We start from the raw sequence: 18766 nt of genomic DNA, 5'->3' as shown, positions 1-18766 counted from the left end.
TGCGTTCAACGGCTCTCGCGCTCGCGCGAACGGGCTGCGTTGTCGAGGCTTCGGCTGGCCGGGGTGGATGCGGTCCCTGAGCCCGGCGGGGGCACAGCAGCAGCAGCCGGCGTGTTCGCTGGCGACTGGGCCGTCATCTGCATGATCTTGTCCAGCGGCAGATACAGCAGGTTGTTGCCGGCCTTGGAATCCACCAGCACCTTGGTCACGTTGCTGTAGATCTCCTGCATGGCGTCGGTGTACATGCGCTCGCGGGTGACCTGTGGCGCCTTCTGGTACTCGGTCAAGACCGAGCTGAAGCGCTGCGAATCACCTTCGGCCTGCGCCACGATGCGGGCCCGGTAACCTTCGGCCTCTTCGGTCAGGCGCGAGGCGGCACCACGGGCGCGCGGCACCACGTCGTTGGCGTAGGCCTCGGCTTCGTTCTTGGCCCGTTCACGCTCCTGGCCTGCCTTGAGCACATCGTCAAACGACGCCTGCACTTGCTCGGGCGGGCGCACACCACCTTGCTGCAGGTTGATGCCGACGACCTCGATACCCACCTTGTAGCGGTCCAGAATGGTTTGCATGAGCGCGCGCACACGGGGCGCGATCTGATCGCGCTCTTCGGCCAGGGCAGCGTCCATCTTCATCTTGCCGACCACTTCGCGCACCGCGGTCTCTGCCACCTTGACCACCGAAGCGTCCGGGTCACGGCTCTCGAACAGGAAGGCGCGCGCATCGTTCAAGCGGTACTGCACGGCAAACTTGATCTCGACGATATTTTCGTCTTCGGTGAGCATCGCCGACTCGCGCAGGCCGGTGGCCGGCACGATGTTGTCTCGGCCCACGTCCACCGAGCGGATCTGGGTCACGAATACCGTTTCATGGCGCTGGATCGGATAAGGCAGGCGCCAGTTGAAGCCCGCGCCCACCGTGCTGTTGTACTTGCCGAATTGCGTGATGACCGCCTGCTGACCTTCCTGCACGATGAAGAAGCCCGTGCCCAGCCAGATCAGCGCGGCCACACCCACGATGAGGCCGGCACCGATGCCGGTGGTCTTGGGACTGGGGTTGAAGCTGGGCAGACCGCCGCCGCCCGAACCGTTGCCGCCGCCCTGGCCGCCACCCTTCTTGCCAAGCAGACCACCGAGCTTGCGGTTGAAGTCACGCCACAGTTCGTCGAGATCCGGCGGTCCCTGGTTGGGGCCCTGGCCACGCGGACGCTGCGGAGCACGCTCGTCGTCCTTGCGATCGGGCTCCTGACCGTCTTTCGATCCTTCGTTGCGGGATGCGTCATCGCCCCGACCCCAGCGCGGATCGTTGAGATTGAACATGCCCAACACCTTGCGCCAGCCCTGACGAGGGGTGGTGCCTGAGCCTTGCTCGTCGGTGCGGGCGGGGTTTTGCAGATTCACATCCATGTGTTGCCAACTCTTTGTCGATTTCAGAACCATCACATTGTGCCCAATCAGGAACGGGGACTTTCAATTTCGGAGAACGCCCCCGGGGCCAAAGGGCCTTGCCCCTGCGTGGCATCCAGGACCTGCTGCGCCAGGAGTGCCCTGAGCGCGGGCAGGCCTTCGCCTGTTTTTGCACTGACGTAGATTCGAGGCACCGTCTGCCCGTCCAGTTCCATTTGATTGGAGAGCACCAGCGGAACATGGTCCGGGTCCATGGCGTCGAGCTTGTTGAAGACGAGGATCTGAGGCACATGATCGGCCCCGATGTCCTTGAGAACGCCCATCACGGACGCCATCTGCTCCGGGTGCGATGGGTTGGACGCGTCCACGATGTGCAGCAGCAGGTCGGCATCGGCCGCCTCCTGCAAGGTGGCGGCGAAGGCGTCGACCAGACCATGGGGAAGGTCGCGGATGAAGCCCACCGTGTCGGACAGCGAAACCGAGCGCCCCGCCTCGCCCAGGTACAACTGGCGTGTGGTGGTGTCCAGCGTGGCAAACAACTGATCGGCCGCATAGGCGCGGGCCTTGACCAGGCCGTTGAACAACGACGACTTGCCGGCGTTGGTGTAGCCCACCAGCGAAATCGAAAAGGTGTCACGTCGCTCGCGCTGGCGGCGTTGGGTGGCCCGCTGCTTCTTGACCTTCTCCAGCCGCTCCTTGGTTCGTTTGATCGACTCACCGATCATTCGGCGGTCGAGTTCGATCTGCGTTTCGCCAGGGCCACCGCGCATGCCGATGCCGCCGCTCTGACGCTCCAGGTGCGACCAGCGCCGGACCAGTCGGGTCGAGAGGTATTGCAGCCGCGCCAGTTCGACCTGGAGCTTGCCTTCATGGCTGCGCGCGCGCTGGGCAAATATTTCCAGAATCAGCAGCGTTCGGTCATTGACCGGCATGCCCAGATGACGTTCAAGGTTGCGCTGCTGGGCCGGACTGAGCGACTGATCGAACAGCACTTCTGACGCACCCGTGGACTCGGCCAGCAGTTTGATCTCGTCGGCCTTGCCCGAGCCGACGAACAGGGCAGGATCGGGCGCACGCCGCTTGCAGGTGACGCGCTCGGCCACGGAATAGCCCGCGGTTTGGGCCAGCAAACCCAACTCCTCAAGCGGGGCGTCGAAATGGGGCGTACCGAAGTCCACCCCCACCAGGATGACCGATGGCGTGGGCGTGGAAACCATGTCGGGAGATTTCAAGTCGGTTCAGTGGCAGCGCAGATGGCGCTGCAGACCGGGTGGCGCACAGGCACCGGGTCGCAGGTCGGAAAACGATCGCTCAAGGAGCAGCAGGCTCATCCGCAGGAGCGGCAGAAAACTGCACAGGGCGACCCGGAACAATCGTGGAGATGGCGTGCTTGTAGACCATCTGGGTGACCGTATTCCGCAAGAGAACCACGTATTGGTCAAACGATTCGATCTGCCCCTGCAACTTGATGCCGTTGACCAGGTAAATCGACACGGGAACATGCTCCCGGCGCAGCTGGTTCAGGAAGGGGTCTTGCAAGAGTTGGCCTTTGTTATTGCTCACGATATGCTCCGTGTTCAGAAGAATGTGGGTAGGGAACGCACCATACCACAGGGTTTGTACTGCTCAAGGGCGCCGGGGAATTCCTATTCCTTGAATGGATTGGTCGAGGTCTTGAACTCGATCCGCAACGGCGTTCCAACCAGGTCGAAGGCCTTTCGGAAGCGTCCCTCAAGGAAACGTTTGTACGAATCGGGCACGTGTTCGAGCGAATTGCCATGAATCACGATCACGGGCGGGTTCATTCCGCCCTGGTGGGCATAACGCATCTTGGGCCGGAACATGCCTCCTCGCGTGGGCGCCTGGAAAGCCACCGCCTCGGCCAGAAGGCGGGTCAGCACCGGGGTCGACATCTTGCGCATGGCCGAGGCCTGCGCCTGCACGATGGATTTCCAGACCGGGCCCAGACCCTGACGCTTCTGCGCAGAGATCAGGTGCAACGACGCGAACTTCAGGAACGCCAGCCGGGTTTCGATCTGGCGCTCGATCTGCTCGCGCTGATAGGCATCGACCGCATCCCACTTGTTGATGGCGAGCACCACCGCCCGGCCACTCTCCAGGATGTAACCGGCAATGTGCGCGTCCTGATCGGTCACGCCTTGCGTGGCGTCGAGCAGCAACAAGACCACATGGGCGTTTTCGATCGCCTGCAAGGTCTTGACCACCGAGAACTTTTCGATCGCTTCGAAGACGCGCCCTTTGCGGCGAATGCCGGCGGTGTCGATCAGTTCGAACTTCTGGCCATTGCGCTCGAAAGGCACCGAAATGGTGTCGCGCGTTGTACCGGGCAGATCGAACGCGACGAGGCGCTCTTCACCCAGCCAGGCATTGATCAGCGTGGACTTGCCCACGTTGGGCCGGCCCGCCACCGCGAGGCGGATCACGCCGGCCGGCGCCGGTTCTTCTTCTTCGTCTTCCGGCGGCAGGCCCGGGATGCGCTCCATCGCCAGCTCGACCATGGAGCGCACGCCCTGCCCGTGTGCGCCCGACACCGGCAGCACTTCGCCCAGGCCCAGTTCGAAAAATTCGACCAGCTGCAGGCCCTGGGTCATGCCCTCGGCCTTGTTGGCCACAAGCACGCAGGGTTTGCCCAGGCGGCGCAGGTAGCCCGCGATCTCGTGGTCCTGCGCGCTGATGCCTGCACGGGCGTCCACCACAAACAGCACCACATCGGATTCGGCCACGGCCTGGCGCGTCTGCTTGGCCATTTCCTTGTAGATGCCTTCGGTGGCATCGGGCTCGAAACCACCGGTGTCGATGACGATGTACTCGCGCGCGCCCAGGCGGCCATTGCCGTAGTGCCGGTCGCGCGTGAGGCCGGCGAAGTCGGCCACGATGGCATCGCGGGTACTCGTCAGGCGGTTGAACAGGGTGGACTTGCCCACGTTGGGGCGGCCCACCAGGGCGATGACGGGTTTCAAGGAATGCTGCTTTCGTTCAGGGGACGGTCGTGCCGGAGATTACTGGGGTCGCCACGCGTACAGGCCGCCATTGCGGGTCTGCACCACGAGCGAATCGCCCGACAGCACGGGTGCCACCACGATGGGGGAGCCGTCCGTGCTGAGCCGGGTCATCTCGCTGCCGTCTTCACGGGAAACAAGGTGAACCAGGCCCGAGCTGTCGCCCACGGCGACCACACGGCCCAGCGCCAGCGGCGCGCTCAGGCCGCGGTATTTCAGCCGGTCGATGCTCCAAGCCGGTTCGCCGGAGGCGCGCTGCCAGGCCTGGAACCGACCCTCGGCATCGGCGCCGAACACCAGGCGATCGTCGCCGTGAACGCCGGTGGTGCCCTGGGCCGGGCGCGACCAGACCACCGTGCCGCGAGCGGCATCCACACATCCCACTGCTGCCGAGAAGGCCCGCGCGCAGACGCTGTCACCGATGCGGCTCACCGGTCCGACGACGTCCACCAGGCGCTCGACCTCGTTCGTGCCCCTTGGTGTGGCGATCGGCGCTTCCCAGCGCACAGAGCCGTTGGCCGGGTTGAGGCCGACCAGTCGGCCTGAGAGCCCGGCCACCAGGGTATCGCCCACGGCGAGCAAGGCGCCACCCTGGCTCAGGACCAGAGGTTCGGACGGGCGGGACTGGACCCAGAGGCGCGCGCCGTTGCGGGCGTCGAACGCCGTGACGGTGCGGTCGGCCGACAGGACGAACACGCGGGCGCCCGCCACCAGCGGCGCCGTGAACGAACGGGCCGGCAGGCGCACGCGCCAGAGTTCGCGGCCTTCGGACACGGCCACCACATGGTTGCTCAGGGTGATGACTGCGGCGGTCTGCCCGTCCGAGCCAACGCCGGCGGCAATGCCCGTTCCGAGGTTCAAGCGCCAGACGTCTTTCCCGGTGGCGCCGTCGATGGCAGCCACCGTGCCGGAAGAACTGGCGGCAAACACGCGCCCGGAGGCCACGACCGGCGCGATCGCTTCATGGGCCGCACCCACTTGCGCGGTCCAGGCCAGTTGCGTGCCCATGAGCGCGGCCACCGGAGGCAGGTCGACAGGCTGTGGCTTCTTGGCACCCGAGGAGCAAGCCGCCAGGCCGGTGAGGACGAGCACACCCAGACACACCGTGCGCAAGGCCCGCTGTGCAGGCCCCACCGGTGACAAAGGCTTCATGGGGTTCAGAAAAAGGTTCAACGGGCCACCTCGGTTGTCGGAGTCAACGTGGACACATCCACACCCAGCGACGCCAGCTTGACCTCCACCAGGCGGCGGTACTCGGTGCGGTCGTTCAGGCCTTTCCAGGCGGTCTGGTACTGCGCCCTGGCTTCATCGGCCTTGCCTTGCGCCATCAGAACGTCACCACGGCGGTCGGCCACGAGCGGCTCGAACGATTTGGGCACGGGGGCGTCCAGGGTCTTGAGTGCCTGGTCCCAGGCTTGCGCCTCGATGTCCAGGGCCGCCAGACGCAGGCGGGCCACCGCCTGGTAGGCCTCGTCCGGGGACTTCTCGGCGGCCCAGGTCAGTGCGGCGCGGGCCTCGGGCAGCTTGCCCGCTTCGAACAGCGTCTTGCCGGCCTGCAGCGCAGCCTGGCTGGCAAAGGTGGTGCTGGCAAACTGCGCCTGCATGTCGGCCAGGGCGCGCTGCATGCGGTCCGCGTCTTTGGCGAGCGCAGCGCGATCGACTTCGTCGTAGAGGGCAGCGGCCTTGGAGGCCTGGCTGCGTTGCCAGTAATTCCAGCCGTTCCAGGCCGCGAACGAACCGAAAACGACGATCAGCACCCAGCTGATGAGGTTGCCGTACTGGTTCCAGAAATGTTTGATCTGGTCGAGCTGTTCCTGCTCTTCAAGGTCGAGGTGTTTGGCCATGTTGCAAATTCAGTTCGGATCGGCGCGCTGAATGCGCAACGTTCGATTGTAGGCGTGCGGCTGCGGCACCCATGCCGCAACCGCCCGGGGAAATTCTGGCGAGCTCAGGTGTTGCGCAAACTGGCGGCCCAGTCGGCCAGGCCGGTGATCGGCAGCAGCCTCTGCACGGCCGCGGGCGCTGGCGATTCGCCCTCGGGCCGTGGGCCCCGCAAGGGCTTGACCGCCACCTGCCCTTGCTGCAGTTCCTGCTCACCGAAGATCAGGGCAAAGCGCGCGCCGCTCGCATCGGCCTTCTTGAACTGCGACTTCATGCTGCCCATGCCGTCGGCGCCGCCGGCGTGCATCTGCACGTTGACGCCCTGCTGGCGCAGCGCACGCAACACCGGCATGACCCGGGCCACGTGGGCCGCATCGGGCACCACGGCATAGGCATCGGGTACCGGCTGTTCGGGCAACCTGCCCTGCTCCTTGAGCAGCTCCAGGATGCGCTCCATGCCCAGGGCCCAGCCCACCGCGGGCGCGGCCTTGCCGCCGATCTGTTCGAACAGGCCGTCGTATCGGCCACCCGCACAGACCGTGCCCTGGGAGCCGAGCTGGGTGGTGACGAACTCGAACACCGACAGGTTGTAGTAGTCCATCCCGCGCACGAGGCGCGGGTTTATGCGGTAGGCAATGCCGTGCGCGTCGAGCAGGCCGCGCAGCCGGTTGAAGTGCTCGAGCGATTCGGCACCGAGGTGGTCCATCAGGCGCGGGGCAGCGTTCACCAGCGCCTGCATGGCCGGGTTCTTCGTGTCGAGAATGCGCAGCGGGTTGCTGTGCAGGCGACGCTTGGCTTCTTCGTCCAGCTGCCCGGCGTGGGCCTCGAGGTAGGCGATGAGCGCCTGGCGGTGCGCCAGCCGCTCGGCGGGCTGGCCCAGGCTGTTGATCTCCAGCTCGATGCCGGTGAGTCCCAGTTCGGCCCACAGGTCACAGGCCAGCACGATGAGCTCGGCGTCCACGTCGGGCCCGGCAAAGCCCAGGGCCTCGGCACCGAACTGGTGGAACTGGCGGTAGCGACCCCGCTGGGGCCGCTCGTGGCGGAACATTGGACCCATGTAGTACAGGCGTTTGCCGCCGTCGTACAGCAGGGAATGCTCGAGCGCTGCGCGCACCACGCCGGCGGTGTTCTCGGGCCGCAGCGTGAGCTGCTCGCCGTTGAGCCGGTCTTCGAAGGAATACATCTCCTTCTCGACGATGTCGGTCACTTCGCCCAAACCTCGCACAAAAAGCGCCGTGGGCTCGACGATCGGCGTGCGAAGGTTGCGGTACCCGTAGCGCCGCATCAGGCAGCGCAAGCGGTCTTCGAGCCACTCCCAGTGCGCGGACGCGGGAGGGGCGATGTCGTTCATGCCTTTGACGGCGCTCAGTTTTTCTGCCATGCCTTGGAGGTTCGTGCGATCAACGACAGGAGGGACGGAGACCCGGCCTCAAGCGGTGATGCCGAATTTTTTCTCGATGTAGTTGTCCACGATGACCTGGAACTCGCGCACGATGTCGTCGCCGCGCAAGGTCAGTGCCTTTTGTCCGTCGATGAAGACCGGCGCTGCCGGTGCTTCGCCCGTGCCGGGCAGGCTGATGCCGATGTCGGCATGCTTGCTTTCGCCGGGTCCATTCACGATGCAGCCCATCACCGCCACCTTGAGGTTCTCCACGCCGGGGTAACGCACGCGCCAGACCGGCATGGAGCTGCGCAGGTAGTCGTCGATCTGTTTGGCGAGTTCCTGAAAAGTGGTGCTGGTGGTGCGCCCGCAACCCGGGCAGGCCGTGACCGAAGGCACAAAAGCCCGCATGCCCAGGGCCTGAAGGATCTCCAGCGCGATCAACACCTCTTGCGTGCGGGACTCACCGGGCTGCGGCGTGAGCGAGATTCGGATGGTGTCGCCAATGCCCTGCTGCAGCAGCACCGACAGCGCCGCAGCAGATGCCACCGCGCCCTTGGTACCCATGCCGGCCTCGGTGAGCCCGAGGTGAAGGGCGTAGTCACAGCGCCGGGACAGCGCCTGGTAAACCGCGATCAGGTCCTGCACCGCGCTGACCTTGCAGGACAGGAAGATGTTGTTGCCGTTGAGGCCGATCTCCTCGGCGCGGCGGGCCGAGTCGAGGGCAGAAGTGATCAGCGCCTCGTACATCACCTGACGCGCTTCCCAGGGCTCGCGTCGGGCGGCGTTCTCGTCCATCAGGCGCGCCAGCAGGTCCTGGTCGAGGCTGCCCCAGTTCACTCCGATGCGCACGGCCTTGTCATGACGCGCTGCCATTTCCACCATCTGGGCAAACTGCCGGTCGCCCTTGTCGCCGCGGCCCACGTTGCCCGGGTTGATGCGGTACTTGGAGAGCGCCTCGGCACAAGCCGGGTGGTCGGCAAGCAGGCGGTGCCCGTTGTAATGAAAGTCACCGACCAGGGGCACATCGATGCCCATGCGATCGAGCTGTTCGCGGATGTAGGGCACGGCCCTGGCGGCTTCGTCGTTGTTGACGGTGATGCGCACCAGCTCCGAGCCGGCCAGGGCGAGTTCCTTGACCTGGATCGCCGTGCCCACCGCGTCGGCGGTGTCGGTGTTGGTCATGGACTGAACGCGGACCGGCGCGTTGCCGCCCACCGTGACGCGGTTGCTGCCCCAGGCCACCACACCCTGGCGGGTGCGGCGTGTCTTCGCGGCGGTCAGTGCAATCGGCTCGCCCGCCGGTGTGGAAGGCAGGCATCCCTGCGATGCGACGTCCATGGTCATTTCACCTCGAATCGAGCCACATTGCTGCGCGAAAACGGTGCCACATCGAAGGGCTTGCCACGCACGCTCACCTGAGCAGCGTCGGCCTTGCCCAGCACCACGGTGTACGGCGGAGCGGCAGAAAAATCGATCACATCGCCGGCCTGCAGCAGGCGCTGGGCGACCACATTGCCGCTGCCATTGACCACCTCGACCCACGACTCCCCGGTCGCCGCGATGCTCAACAGGCTGGTGGGACTGTTCGAGGCGACGGTCAGCGGCGCAGTCTCGGTGGGGGGTGATGTTGCCGGCGCGGCGTCGGGCGCTGCGGGCACGTCTGCGGCCGCCGCCGGCTCGAGCCCTGCGGTTGCGGGGTTGGACGAGGCCAGCGGCACGCCATCGGCCGCGGGCACCGCCTCGGCAACCCCAGCGGCCATGGGCACACCGGCCGGCACGGCCTCGGCAACGGTCGGATCCACCACGCTGGACACCACGGGAGGCGCTTCGGCCCTGGGTAGGAACACGATCACCAGCGCACCGAGCAACAAGGCGATGGCAGCCAGCAGCGCAGGCCGGGACAGCCAGCTCAGCAGCTGGATCGGCTCTTCGTCCCGACCCGGGTTGAACGGCGCATTGATGGATGTGCCTCGGTCACCCAGCTTGGGCGATGTGCCCAGCGGTATCTGCTGAAGGATGGGGGCCGGGTCCACCTTGAGCTGGCGGCAGGCACTCGATGCCAGCGCGCGGGCAAAGGTGAGATCGGGGAGTTCGCTGTAGCGCCCGGCCTCCAGGGCCTCGAGCTTTTTCACCGGCACCTTCAAGGCTGCGGCGAGCGCGGCAATGTGCAGGCCGGCCGCCTCGCGGGCCTCCCGCAACCGGATCGGCCTGGACAGGATGTCGCCCGCCGCCGCATCTTCTTCTCGGGCCACGGCCTCACTCATCGAACGCTCCGCGCTGGAAACGGTCCCATTGGGCAGAGTCCGGGTAGCGGCGGCCCAGCTGCTGGGCCAGTTGCGCCATGGCTTCGCGGTTGCGCAGGCGCCGCTCGACCTTGATGCCCAGCCACAGCGTTTCGGCGTTGGCCAGATCGGTGTTGTTGAGCCGGCGGATGGTGAACTGGGCCTTGGCATCGTCACCCCGGCGGAACTGCAGCGACGCCAGGTTGTAGGCCACGATCGGGTTGGAAGCGTCGAGTTCGTAGGAACGCGCAAGGTTGGCCTCGGCTTCCGCAAACTGGCCGGCACGGATCTGGCAGATGCCCAGCGCCAGCAAGGTCTTGGCCTGCCCTCCGTAGACCGGACTGGCCAGGGCGCGCTGGAACAGGTCGCTGGACTGGGCGTAGCGCCCGCGCTGGCAGGCGTACCAGCCGTAGTTGTGCAGGGCGTCGGGGTCGCGCGGGTTGAGTTGCATCGCCCGCTGGAAGCTCTCTTCGGCCAGCGGGTCGTTGTTCATGCCCATGTAGACCAGGCCACGCAACACATAGGCCGGGGCATAGGTGGGATCCGCCTGCAGCGCGAGCTTGATCTCGTCGAGGGCCACCGTGTTCTGGCCTTCGGCGAAATAGCCAGCTGCCAGTTCGATCCGGATGCGGGCGCGTTTGCGAGCCTCGGGCTCGTCCGAGTCGGTGATCGGTTCTGCAGTGCCAGCGCCTGTTGCGGCGCCGCGCTGCGCGCACCCGGTGGCCAGCAGCAGCGTGCACAACAGCAAAACCAGCAAACCCAACGTGGCGCCTGAAAACCGGGCCGGGAATCGAGTGGCTGAAGTCATGCCTGCCTTTCCTTGTGAACGATTCGAATGGGGTGCTCGACCACGTTGCGGCGTTTGGCCATGCGGCTCGCGGCCTGGGTGCGATCGAGCACGTCGCCGGCGAGTTGACCACAGGCGGCGTCGATGTCGTCGCCCCGCGTCTTGCGCACCGTGGTCACCAGCCCGCCGTCGCTGAGTATCCGTGCAAATTGCTGCACCACCGGGCGTGGCGAGCACAGCAGGCCGGATCCGGGGAAGGGATTGAACGGGATCAGGTTGATCTTGCAGGGCACACCACGACCGGCGTGGCCCCTGACCAGGTCGAGCAGTTCCTGCGCATGCTGCGGCTGATCGTTGACGCCGTCCAGCATGCAGTACTCGAAGGTGATGAAGTCGCGCGGTGCGGCCGGCAGGTAGCGCAGGCAGGCATCGAGCAGTTCGGCAATCGGGTATTTGCGGTTCAAGGGCACCAGGTCGCTGCGCAGCGTGTCGTTCGGCGCGTGCAGCGACACCGCCAGCGCCACCGGACAGTCCTGGGCCAGGCGGTCCATCATGGGCACCACGCCCGAGGTGGACACGGTGACACGGCGGCGCGAAAGGCCGTATCCATGGTCGTCCAGCATCACGCGCAGCGCAGGCACGAGCGCGTTGTAGTTCTGCAGCGGCTCGCCCATGCCCATCATCACCACGTTGGTGATCACGCGGTCATCGCGCTTGAGGTGCCGGCGAAGAAAGAATTCGGCCTGCCAGAGCTGGGCCAGGATCTCACCGGTGGTGAGGTTGCGCGAGAAGCCCTGGTGGCCGGTCGAGCAAAAGCGGCAGCCAACGGCGCAACCCGCCTGCGAGGAGATGCACAGGGTGCCGCGGTCATCTTCGGGAATGAACACGGTTTCGACCGCGTTGCCGTCACCCACGTCGAACAGCCACTTGATGGTGCCGTCGACCGAGTCCTGGCGCGAGAGCACGGGCAGGCCGGTGATGCGGCAGGCACCGGGGAGCTTGGCGCGCAGGCTGCGTGCGAGGTCGGTCATCTCGGTGAAGTCCGACGCTCCTTTTTGATGGATCCAGCGAAACAGCTGGACGGCGCGAAAGCGCTTCTCGCCCAGTTGCTCGCACCAGGCGGCCAAACCTTCAAGATCGAAGTCGAGCAGGTTGACCGTCATGGCATTGTCAGCGCGCTGACTCAGCGCGAGTAGACGTTGAGACCGGCGAAGAAGAACGCGATCTCGGCGGCAGCGGTCTCGGGCGCGTCGGAGCCGTGCACGGCGTTGGCGTCGATGCTGTCGGCGAAGTCGGCACGGATCGTGCCGGCATCGGCCTTCTTCGGGTCGGTGGCGCCCATCAGGTCGCGGTTCTTGGCGATGGCGCCTTCGCCTTCGAGAGCCTGGATCATCACCGGGCCGGAGATCATGAAGTCGACCAGGTCCTTGAAGAAAGGACGGGCCTTGTGCACGGCGTAGAACGCCTCGGCTTCACCACGCGAGAGGTGCGCCATGCGAGCGGCCACGACCTTCAGGCCAGCCGCTTCGAAACGGGCGTAGATCTGACCGATGACGTTTTTGGCAACGGCGTCGGGCTTGATGATGGAGAGGGTGCGTTCGATGGCCATGGAATTCCTGAAGTTTTGTGGGTGAATCTGTTGGGGCCCGGGGCGCCCCGCAAAGCCCACGATTCTACATTGGTCGTGTCACGGCGCCGTGACGCAGGGGCACAGCGGGCCCGGCCTCAACGGCCTCCCGTTCGACCACCGCCGCCGCGCCGTCGGGCCCCGCCGGGTGCGCTGCCGCGACCCGCTTCCTGCTCGCGGCGGCGCTGCAGCGCGTCCTGTCCGATGTAGCCAAACGAGGTCTTCATGGGATCGGGCTGTGACGCGCCACCACCGGGTCCACGTCCACCGGAACCGCTGCCGGGCTTGCTGCCGCGACCTTTGCCGCCGGGGCCGGTGGGCGCGCCGCCCATGCCGTAGCCACCACTGCGGCGATCACCGAAGCCCGGGCTCTCGCTGCGGCTGCCGGGCGGTTTGCCCTGGGTGCGACCCGAGCGGGGTCCCTGTTTGCCACGCTGCGCCGGGTGACGGCCACCCGGACGCGGCGCGCGGGCGCCCTCCTCGTCCTCCGACGGCATGCCGGCGGCGGCGGTCAGGCGTGCAATGTCGCGTTCGTCGAGCTCCAGCCAGGCGCCGCGCTTGAGGCCGCGCGGCAGCATCATCGCGCCGTAGCGGATCCGGATCAGGCGACTGACCGCATGGCCCACCGCTTCGAACATGCGACGCACCTCGCGGTTGCGGCCTTCGCCGATGGTCACGCGGTACCAGCAATTGGCGCCCTCGCCTCCGCCGTCTTCGATGGAGGCGAACTGGGCCATGCCGTCGTCCAGACGAACACCGTCCAGCAAACGGGCCTTTTCTTCATTCGACAGCGCGCCCAGCACGCGCACGGCGTATTCGCGCTGCAGGCCAAAGCGCGGGTGCATCAGCCGGTTGGCCAGTTCGCCCGAGCTGGTGAGCAGCAGCAGGCCTTCGGTGTTGAGGTCCAGGCGCCCCACCGACTGCCACTTGCCCTGCATCAGCTTGGGCAGACGACGGAAGACGGTGGGCCGGTTCTGGGGGTCGTCGTGCGACACCACCTCACCGGCGGGCTTGTGGTAGGCCAGCACGCGCGGCGGCGGCGGCGTCATGCGCACCCGCACCGGCTTGCCGTTGACCTTGATCACGTCACCGAACTGGATGCGCTGGCCGATGTGGGCCGGCTCGCCGTTGACCGAGATCCGGCCTTCGAGAATCAGCTGTTCCATCTCCAGGCGCGATCCCATGCCGGCCTGCGCCAGCACCTTGTGCAGCTTGGGCGACTCGGCCTGCGGCGCCAGCACGCGCTTGGTGGGCAGCAGCGGAAGCTCCAGCTCCTGCTCGGCGTCGAAGGCTCCACTGACCACGTCATCGAAACGCAGAACCTCGGGCGCGGGCGCAGCCTCCGCAAGGCGAGGCGCAGGGGCTGCCATTGGCTCGGCGGCTGGCGCTCCGGTGGCGGGGTCGAACTCAGGCGGGGTTGGGGGTGTTTGATCCGGGGTCATGGTCTTCCTGGGTGGACGGTTCCAACAACTGCGGGTCGGAGGGCGGGGAAACGGGTTCGGCAGAACCGGGAGTGACGGCCGCGGGGGCGGCCGCTTCAAGCGGTTCGGGGGCGTCGGCTGCGCCGGGCTCGGGCGAGGTCGGCTGCAGGCTGTTGGCCAGCGATTCGAAATCGAGGCGGTCGAGCGCGGATTCCTGGACCTCGCTGCCGTCCAGCGGCGGCAACTGGTCCAGGGAGGCCAGGCCGAGGTCATCGAGGAACTGGCGCGTGGTGGCGAACAGCGCGGGGCGCCCGACGGTTTCGCGGTGACCGATGACTTCGATCCAGCCCCGGTCTTCCAGCTGTTTGATGATCAGCGAATTGATGGTGACACCGCGGATGTCTTCCATGTCACCGCGCGTCACGGGCTGGCGGTAGGCAATGATGGCCAGCGTCTCCATCGCCGCCCGGCTGTAGCGCGGAGGCTTCTCGGGATGCAGGCGGTCCAGGTAAGGGCGCAGTTCGGGGCGGCTCTGGAAGCGCCAGCCGGAGGCCACCTGCACCAGTTCCACGCCACGCCCGGTCCACTCCAGCTGCAGGTCAGCGAGCAGGGTCTTGAGGGTGTCGGCCGACACTTCCATGTCGAACAGCGTGCCGAGTTCGCGCACCGACAGCGGCTGTGGCGCGCAGATCAATGCCGTCTCGAGGACACGCTTGGCATCCGTGGTGTTCATGGTGTCTGTCAGTCAAAAACCGGTTGAAGGCCGGGACGGTGCGAAAAGCGAACGGTGCTTGCGTCATGTGGACGGTGTGTCCAGACCATGCGGCATGCGGGCGCGACCATGGGGTCGGGGCGAATTGTCGGACCCTGCCGGGACCGCGCGGGGGCTGCCTGTCAGGCGGCGAACTCGGGCAGTGAGGCGGCGGTCGGGGGAAGGGGGCTGGCGATCGGGTGAGCGTTTCGACCGTGCGGGCTGCTGCTGTTTCAGTTCACCGGCTCGACATCCCAGCTCTCGACATTGTAATGGAGCCCGCCCGATTGCAATGCCAGCAGCATGTCGGCCGGCGGCGTGGAGCGAAACAACAACGGCCGACCGCTGATGGGATGCTTCAGTTCGAGGCGGGCTGCGTGCAGCGACTGCCGGGTCATGCCCCACAGGGCGCGCCCGCCGTACAGGCTGTCGCCCACCAGCGGATGCCCGAGCCATGCCATGTGCACCCGGATCTGATGGGTGCGCCCGGTATGCAGCTTGCAGGCCAGCAGGCTGGCCTGGTCGCAGCTGTCCAGCAGGCGAACGGTGGTCTGCGCGGTCTTGCTGCTGCCGCCCTCCACCCGCACCACCGCCATGCGCAAGCGGTTGTGCACATCACGTCCGATCGGCTGGTCGACATGCTGGTCGGCCTGGCCCTTCCAGCGGCCGTGGGCCAGTGCCAGGTACTGCCGGCTCACCTCGCGCGCCGCGATGGCGCGGACCAGCGCTTCCACCGCCTGGCGCGTCTTGCCCACCAGCATGAGGCCCGAGGTGTCCTTGTCGAGCCGGTGCACGATGCCTGCGCGCGGCAGCGACGCAGCCCCGGCATGGTGGTGCAGAAGCCCGTTGAGCAATGTGCCGCTCCAGTTGCCGGCGGCGGGATGCACCACCAGACCGGCCGGCTTGTGGATCACCAGCAGGTCGGCGTCCTCGAACACCACGTCGAGTTCCATGGCCTCGGGCACAAAGGCCTGGGCTTGCTGGGTGGGGCGCAGTTCCACCTGCAACCGGTCTCCGGCGGCGATGCGCGCCGAGGGCTTGCAGCGCGCCTCGCCGCGCACCTCCACGGCGCCGTCGGCCATGAGCTGTTGCAGGTACGAACGGGAGAACTCGGGGATCAGCTGGGCCAGCGCTCGGTCGATGCGCCAGCCGTGCATGGCGGCCGGCACATCGCAGACACGCTTTTCAACCTCGAGCGCCCATTCATCGGCGCTGCTTGCCGCGTCCAGAACCGTGTCTGCTGCCAGACCGGGCGACCCACCCCCCGTCGATATACTTTGCGCTTTCAATCCGTGGTTCCGTTGTGAAGGTGAGTTCGTTATGTTGACGTCGAGATTATCGGCCCTGGCCGCAGGTGCGCTGGGCGCAGCGCTGCTGCTGAGCGCGTGTGGCAGCACCAAGCCCAAGGACGAAACCGCGAACTGGAGTCCCAACCGGATCTACACCGAGGCCACCGAGGAGCGCACCGCCGGCAACTTCGAACGCTCGGTGACGCTGCTCGAGAAACTCGAAGGCCGCGCCGCCGGCACCCCTCTGGCGCAACAGGCCCAGCTCGACAAGGCCTACACCCACTACAAGGCGGGCGAGCCGGCACAGGCGATGGCCGCCATCGACCGCTTCCAGAAACTCCACCCATCCAGCCCGGCGCTGGACTACGCGCTCTACCTCAAGGGCCTGGTGAACTTCAACGACAACCTCGGCCTGTTTGGCTCGCTGGCACGCCAGGACCTGTCGGAGCGCGATCAGAAGGCCGCCAAGGAATCGTTCGAAGCCTTCCGCGAACTCAGCACGCGCTTTCCGGATTCGCGCTACACGCCCGACGCACGCCTGCGCATGACCTACATCGTCAACTCGCTGGCGCAATACGAAGTGCATGTGGCCCGCTATTATCACAGCCGGGGTGCGCACGTGGCGGCGATCAACCGCGCGCAGACCGCGCTGAACGAGTACACCAACGCGCCCGCACTGGAAGAGGCCTTGTTCATCATGGTGCGTTCTTACGACGCGTTGGGCATGACCCAGTTGCGTGACGACGCACGCCGCGTGATGGAGGCCAATTACCCGCAGAGCGAGTTCCTCACCCAGGGCTTCAAGAGCAAGGACGATCCGTGGTGGAAGATCTGGTGACCACCAGGTCATCGATGGCCGATCGCAGCTCCGACTCATCCACCAGGCGCAGCATCGGCGGCAATGCATCCAGCAGCAGGTTGCCGTAACTGCGGGTGAGCAGGCGGCGGTCACCGATCACCAGCACACCCCGGTCCCGCTCCGAGCGGATCAGCCGACCCGCACCCTGGCGCAGGGCCATCGCGGCTTCCGGCAGAAAGACGTCGCTGAACGCCTGAAACCCCTCGTCCTCCATGGCCCTCACACGCGCGGCGATCAAGGGATCGTCCGGGGGTGGAAAGGGCAGCTTGTCGATGACGAGCAACTGCAACACGTCGCCGGGCAGGTCGACGCCCTCCCAGAACGAGGCCGAGGCCACCAGAACGGCGCCGCGGCCCGAATGCGGGGCCGCACGGAAGCGTTCGAGCAAGGCCTTGCGTGACAGCCGGCCCTGCGCGAGCACCTCCATCGGAGCCCCCTCACCCACTTGCAACAGGCCGTCGAGCGCATTCGCCATGCGGGCGACAGCACGCAGCGTGGTCGTCAGCACCAGCGTGCGTCCACCCAGGCGGGTCGCCCAGTCCGCCACCCGTGCCGCCAGTGCCGGCGTGTGGTCGGCGTCGGCCGGATCGGGCAGATCGTGAGGGACGTACAGCGCGGCTTGCGCTGCATGGTCGAACGGGCTGGGCACCCGCAGCGTGTGCAAGGCGCTGTGGCCTGCGATGCCCAGGCCGCGGGTGAACCAGCTCAAGGCATCGTCGTGGCCGAGGGTCGCCGAGGCGAAGATCCAGCTGCGCTCGCCCCGCCCCCCGGTCTGCAACAGCTGGCCGAAGTGCGTCGCGCTGTCCCGGGGTGCCCTGACCATTCGCCACGAGCGCCCGGCGCCCCACTCCATCCAGCGCGCATCGGCGGCTGTGACCGGGATCGGCGCCCCGGGCGCCAACAGGCTCCAGGTGGCTTGCAACTCCTTGAGGCGCTCCATCAGACGCCCCAGCTCTGCGCTCGCCTGTGCGGTGGCCGACACCGCTTCCAGCGCGCCGGCCAGCGCCTGATCCAGGGCGGTGATGGCCAGGTGCCAGTCCGGGGCCTCCAGGCCATCGGGCGAGACGGCCGACCAGGCCTGCCGAGGCGGGTTGCCCCCGGCTCGGGGCAGTGCGCCGATGGCTCGACAGGCCTGCTCCAGCACCAGGGCCAGGTGGCCCCAGGGACGCAGGCCCCGGGCAAAGGCGCTACCTTGCGTGCGGAGTTCGCGCGCCAGGTCGTGCAGCGCGTCGGACGAAACGGAACTCGACAGCAACTGCACGGCGGTGTCGTTGAGACGGTGGGCCTCGTCCATCACCACCACACCCGTCTCGGGCAACCAGTCCACCGCTTGCGTCTCGTGCATCACCCGGTCGGCAAGGAACAGGTGGTGGTTGATCACGACCCAGTCGGCTTCCTGCGCCTGGCGGCGCGCCCGGTTGACGTGGCACGGTGTGGCTTGCGGACAGTCGGCGCCCAGGCAGTTGTGGCGGGTGGATGTGACGAGGTCACGCAGCGCCGAGCGTTCGTGCAGTGACGCCATCTCGCCCACGTCGCCGCTGCGCGTGACCTGCGCCCACAGGCGCACACGCTCCAGGCCGGCTGCGATGGCAGGGTCGTTGCGCTGGTTGGGCCCGGCGGCTCGGGCCTGTTCCAGCCGCTGCAGACACAGATAGCTCGAGCGGCCCTTGAGCAGCGCGGCGCGCACCGGCATGCCGAGCGCCCTGGACACGGCCGGAATGTCGCGGGAGAACAACTGGTCCTGCAGGGCCTGGGTCGCGGTGGACAACAAGGCCCGTTGCCCGCTCAGCAAGACCGGCACAAGGTAGGCAAAGGTCTTGCCCACCCCCGTGCCGGCTTCCACCGCGAGATGCCCGCCCGACGCCAGGGCACGCGCCACGGCCAGCGCCATCGCCAGTTGACCCGGCCTGGCCCGGTGATCGTGCCGTGCGGCTGCGAGCGGCCCGTCGGTGGCAAAGGCCGCCGCCACGCTGTCCACCAGATCGCTCACCGGGTCAACATGCAAAGACGCCTGTTCCAGCGGGGCGTTCGCGGGGGATAACTGGATACCATTGCGTGTATT

17 protein-coding genes are annotated in these 18766 nt (G+C 66.9%); 1 reads left to right on the top strand and 16 read right to left on the bottom strand.

The features are described 5' to 3' along the window. Positions 1-5: 5 nt before the first annotated feature. The 15 genes from hflK to QUV35_RS14235 all read right to left on the bottom strand — a co-directional run bounded on the left by hflK (position 6) and on the right by QUV35_RS14235 (position 15845). Positions 6-1316, bottom strand: a complete 1311-nt coding sequence (gene hflK / locus QUV35_RS14305; RefSeq protein ID WP_300875431.1) for an FtsH protease activity modulator HflK — start codon at positions 1314-1316, stop codon at positions 6-8. Between the two features lie 134 nt (positions 1317-1450). Then, positions 1451-2620 carry a GTPase HflX gene (hflX, locus tag QUV35_RS14300; RefSeq protein ID WP_300875428.1) on the bottom strand — a complete coding sequence of 390 codons (1170 nt, stop codon included), beginning with the start codon at positions 2618-2620 and terminating at the stop codon, positions 1451-1453. Positions 2621-2714: 94 nt separating this feature from the next. Then, entirely contained in the window at positions 2715-2984 is a 270-nt protein-coding gene (gene hfq / locus QUV35_RS14295) for an RNA chaperone Hfq (protein ID WP_300875425.1), read from the bottom strand. Between the two features lie 65 nt (positions 2985-3049). Beyond that, on the bottom strand, positions 3050-4384 hold the full coding sequence (der, locus tag QUV35_RS14290) for a ribosome biogenesis GTPase Der (RefSeq protein ID WP_300875379.1): 1335 nt from the start codon (positions 4382-4384) through the stop codon (positions 3050-3052). A gap of 39 nt (positions 4385-4423) precedes the next feature. Beyond that, the gene (gene bamB / locus QUV35_RS14285) at positions 4424-5575 is read right to left on the bottom strand and encodes an outer membrane protein assembly factor BamB (protein ID WP_300875376.1); all 1152 of its coding nucleotides are present in this window, start codon (positions 5573-5575) and stop codon (positions 4424-4426) included. 17 nt (positions 5576-5592) lie between these two features. Next, complete coding sequence (locus tag QUV35_RS14280) at positions 5593-6267, bottom strand: tetratricopeptide repeat protein (RefSeq protein WP_300875373.1); 675 nt, start codon at positions 6265-6267, stop codon at positions 5593-5595. Between the two features lie 104 nt (positions 6268-6371). Further along, positions 6372-7685: a histidine--tRNA ligase gene (gene hisS / locus QUV35_RS14275; protein WP_300875370.1), complete on the bottom strand. Its 1314-nt coding sequence runs from the start codon at positions 7683-7685 to the stop codon at positions 6372-6374. A gap of 48 nt (positions 7686-7733) precedes the next feature. After that, positions 7734-9032 carry a flavodoxin-dependent (E)-4-hydroxy-3-methylbut-2-enyl-diphosphate synthase gene (gene ispG / locus QUV35_RS14270; RefSeq protein WP_300875367.1) on the bottom strand — a complete coding sequence of 433 codons (1299 nt, stop codon included), beginning with the start codon at positions 9030-9032 and terminating at the stop codon, positions 7734-7736. Continuing rightward, positions 9029-9952, bottom strand: coding sequence for a helix-turn-helix domain-containing protein (locus QUV35_RS14265; protein WP_300875364.1), 924 nt, complete (start codon positions 9950-9952; stop codon positions 9029-9031). The genes ispG and QUV35_RS14265 overlap by 4 nt, the downstream gene beginning before the upstream one ends. Continuing rightward, positions 9945-10778 carry a type IV pilus biogenesis/stability protein PilW gene (gene pilW / locus QUV35_RS14260; RefSeq protein WP_300875361.1) on the bottom strand — a complete coding sequence of 278 codons (834 nt, stop codon included), beginning with the start codon at positions 10776-10778 and terminating at the stop codon, positions 9945-9947. Before pilW ends, QUV35_RS14265 begins: the two co-directional genes overlap by 8 nt. After that, positions 10775-11920 carry a 23S rRNA (adenine(2503)-C(2))-methyltransferase RlmN gene (gene rlmN, locus QUV35_RS14255; RefSeq protein ID WP_300875358.1) on the bottom strand — a complete coding sequence of 382 codons (1146 nt, stop codon included), beginning with the start codon at positions 11918-11920 and terminating at the stop codon, positions 10775-10777. Before rlmN ends, pilW begins: the two co-directional genes overlap by 4 nt. Before the next feature lie 20 nt (positions 11921-11940). Beyond that, positions 11941-12366 carry a nucleoside-diphosphate kinase gene (gene ndk / locus QUV35_RS14250; RefSeq protein WP_056277714.1) on the bottom strand — a complete coding sequence of 142 codons (426 nt, stop codon included), beginning with the start codon at positions 12364-12366 and terminating at the stop codon, positions 11941-11943. 116 nt (positions 12367-12482) lie between these two features. Beyond that, positions 12483-13826 (bottom strand): pseudouridine synthase, encoded by a 1344-nt coding sequence (locus tag QUV35_RS14245; protein WP_300875355.1) that lies wholly within the window; start codon positions 13824-13826, stop codon positions 12483-12485. Then, a complete protein-coding gene (gene scpB, locus QUV35_RS14240) occupies positions 13792-14538 on the bottom strand; it encodes an SMC-Scp complex subunit ScpB (protein ID WP_300875351.1) in 747 nt (248 codons plus the stop codon). The genes QUV35_RS14245 and scpB overlap by 35 nt, the downstream gene beginning before the upstream one ends. Before the next feature lie 251 nt (positions 14539-14789). After that, entirely contained in the window at positions 14790-15845 is a 1056-nt protein-coding gene (locus QUV35_RS14235; protein WP_300875348.1) for an RluA family pseudouridine synthase, read from the bottom strand. A gap of 31 nt (positions 15846-15876) precedes the next feature. Between QUV35_RS14235 and QUV35_RS14230 the strand changes: the two genes are divergently transcribed. Beyond that, positions 15877-16683 (top strand): outer membrane protein assembly factor BamD, encoded by an 807-nt coding sequence (locus QUV35_RS14230; protein WP_300875345.1) that lies wholly within the window; start codon positions 15877-15879, stop codon positions 16681-16683. Here QUV35_RS14230 and QUV35_RS14225 read toward each other — a convergent pair. Next, positions 16646-18709, bottom strand: a complete 2064-nt coding sequence (locus QUV35_RS14225; RefSeq protein WP_366945440.1) for an ATP-dependent DNA helicase — start codon at positions 18707-18709, stop codon at positions 16646-16648. The genes QUV35_RS14230 and QUV35_RS14225 overlap by 38 nt on opposite strands. Positions 18710-18766: the final 57 nt, after the last annotated feature.

This window comes from Hydrogenophaga sp., from assembly GCF_030373225.1.
GTDB lineage: Bacteria > Pseudomonadota > Gammaproteobacteria > Burkholderiales > Burkholderiaceae_C > Hydrogenophaga.
The sequence above is the reverse complement of the archived record's forward strand: the minus strand, read 5'-3'. Positions and strand labels throughout refer to the sequence as shown.

Coding starts and splice junctions, on each gene's coding strand:
- hflK (WP_300875431.1), bottom strand. CDS start 1,316: ATGTTCAATCTCAACGATCCGCGCTGGGGTCGGGGCGATGACGCATCC.
- hflX (WP_300875428.1), bottom strand. CDS start 2,620: ATGGTTTCCACGCCCACGCCATCGGTCATCCTGGTGGGGGTGGACTTC.
- bamB (WP_300875376.1), bottom strand. CDS start 5,575: ATGAAGCCTTTGTCACCGGTGGGGCCTGCACAGCGGGCCTTGCGCACG.
- QUV35_RS14280 (WP_300875373.1), bottom strand. CDS start 6,267: ATGGCCAAACACCTCGACCTTGAAGAGCAGGAACAGCTCGACCAGATC.
- hisS (WP_300875370.1), bottom strand. CDS start 7,685: ATGGCAGAAAAACTGAGCGCCGTCAAAGGCATGAACGACATCGCCCCT.
- ispG (WP_300875367.1), bottom strand. CDS start 9,032: ATGACCATGGACGTCGCATCGCAGGGATGCCTGCCTTCCACACCGGCG.
- QUV35_RS14265 (WP_300875364.1), bottom strand. CDS start 9,952: ATGAGTGAGGCCGTGGCCCGAGAAGAAGATGCGGCGGCGGGCGACATC.
- pilW (WP_300875361.1), bottom strand. CDS start 10,778: ATGACTTCAGCCACTCGATTCCCGGCCCGGTTTTCAGGCGCCACGTTG.
- rlmN (WP_300875358.1), bottom strand. CDS start 11,920: ATGACGGTCAACCTGCTCGACTTCGATCTTGAAGGTTTGGCCGCCTGG.
- ndk (WP_056277714.1), bottom strand. CDS start 12,366: ATGGCCATCGAACGCACCCTCTCCATCATCAAGCCCGACGCCGTTGCC.
- QUV35_RS14245 (WP_300875355.1), bottom strand. CDS start 13,826: ATGACCCCGGATCAAACACCCCCAACCCCGCCTGAGTTCGACCCCGCC.
- scpB (WP_300875351.1), bottom strand. CDS start 14,538: ATGAACACCACGGATGCCAAGCGTGTCCTCGAGACGGCATTGATCTGC.
- QUV35_RS14230 (WP_300875345.1), top strand. CDS start 15,877: ATGTTGACGTCGAGATTATCGGCCCTGGCCGCAGGTGCGCTGGGCGCA.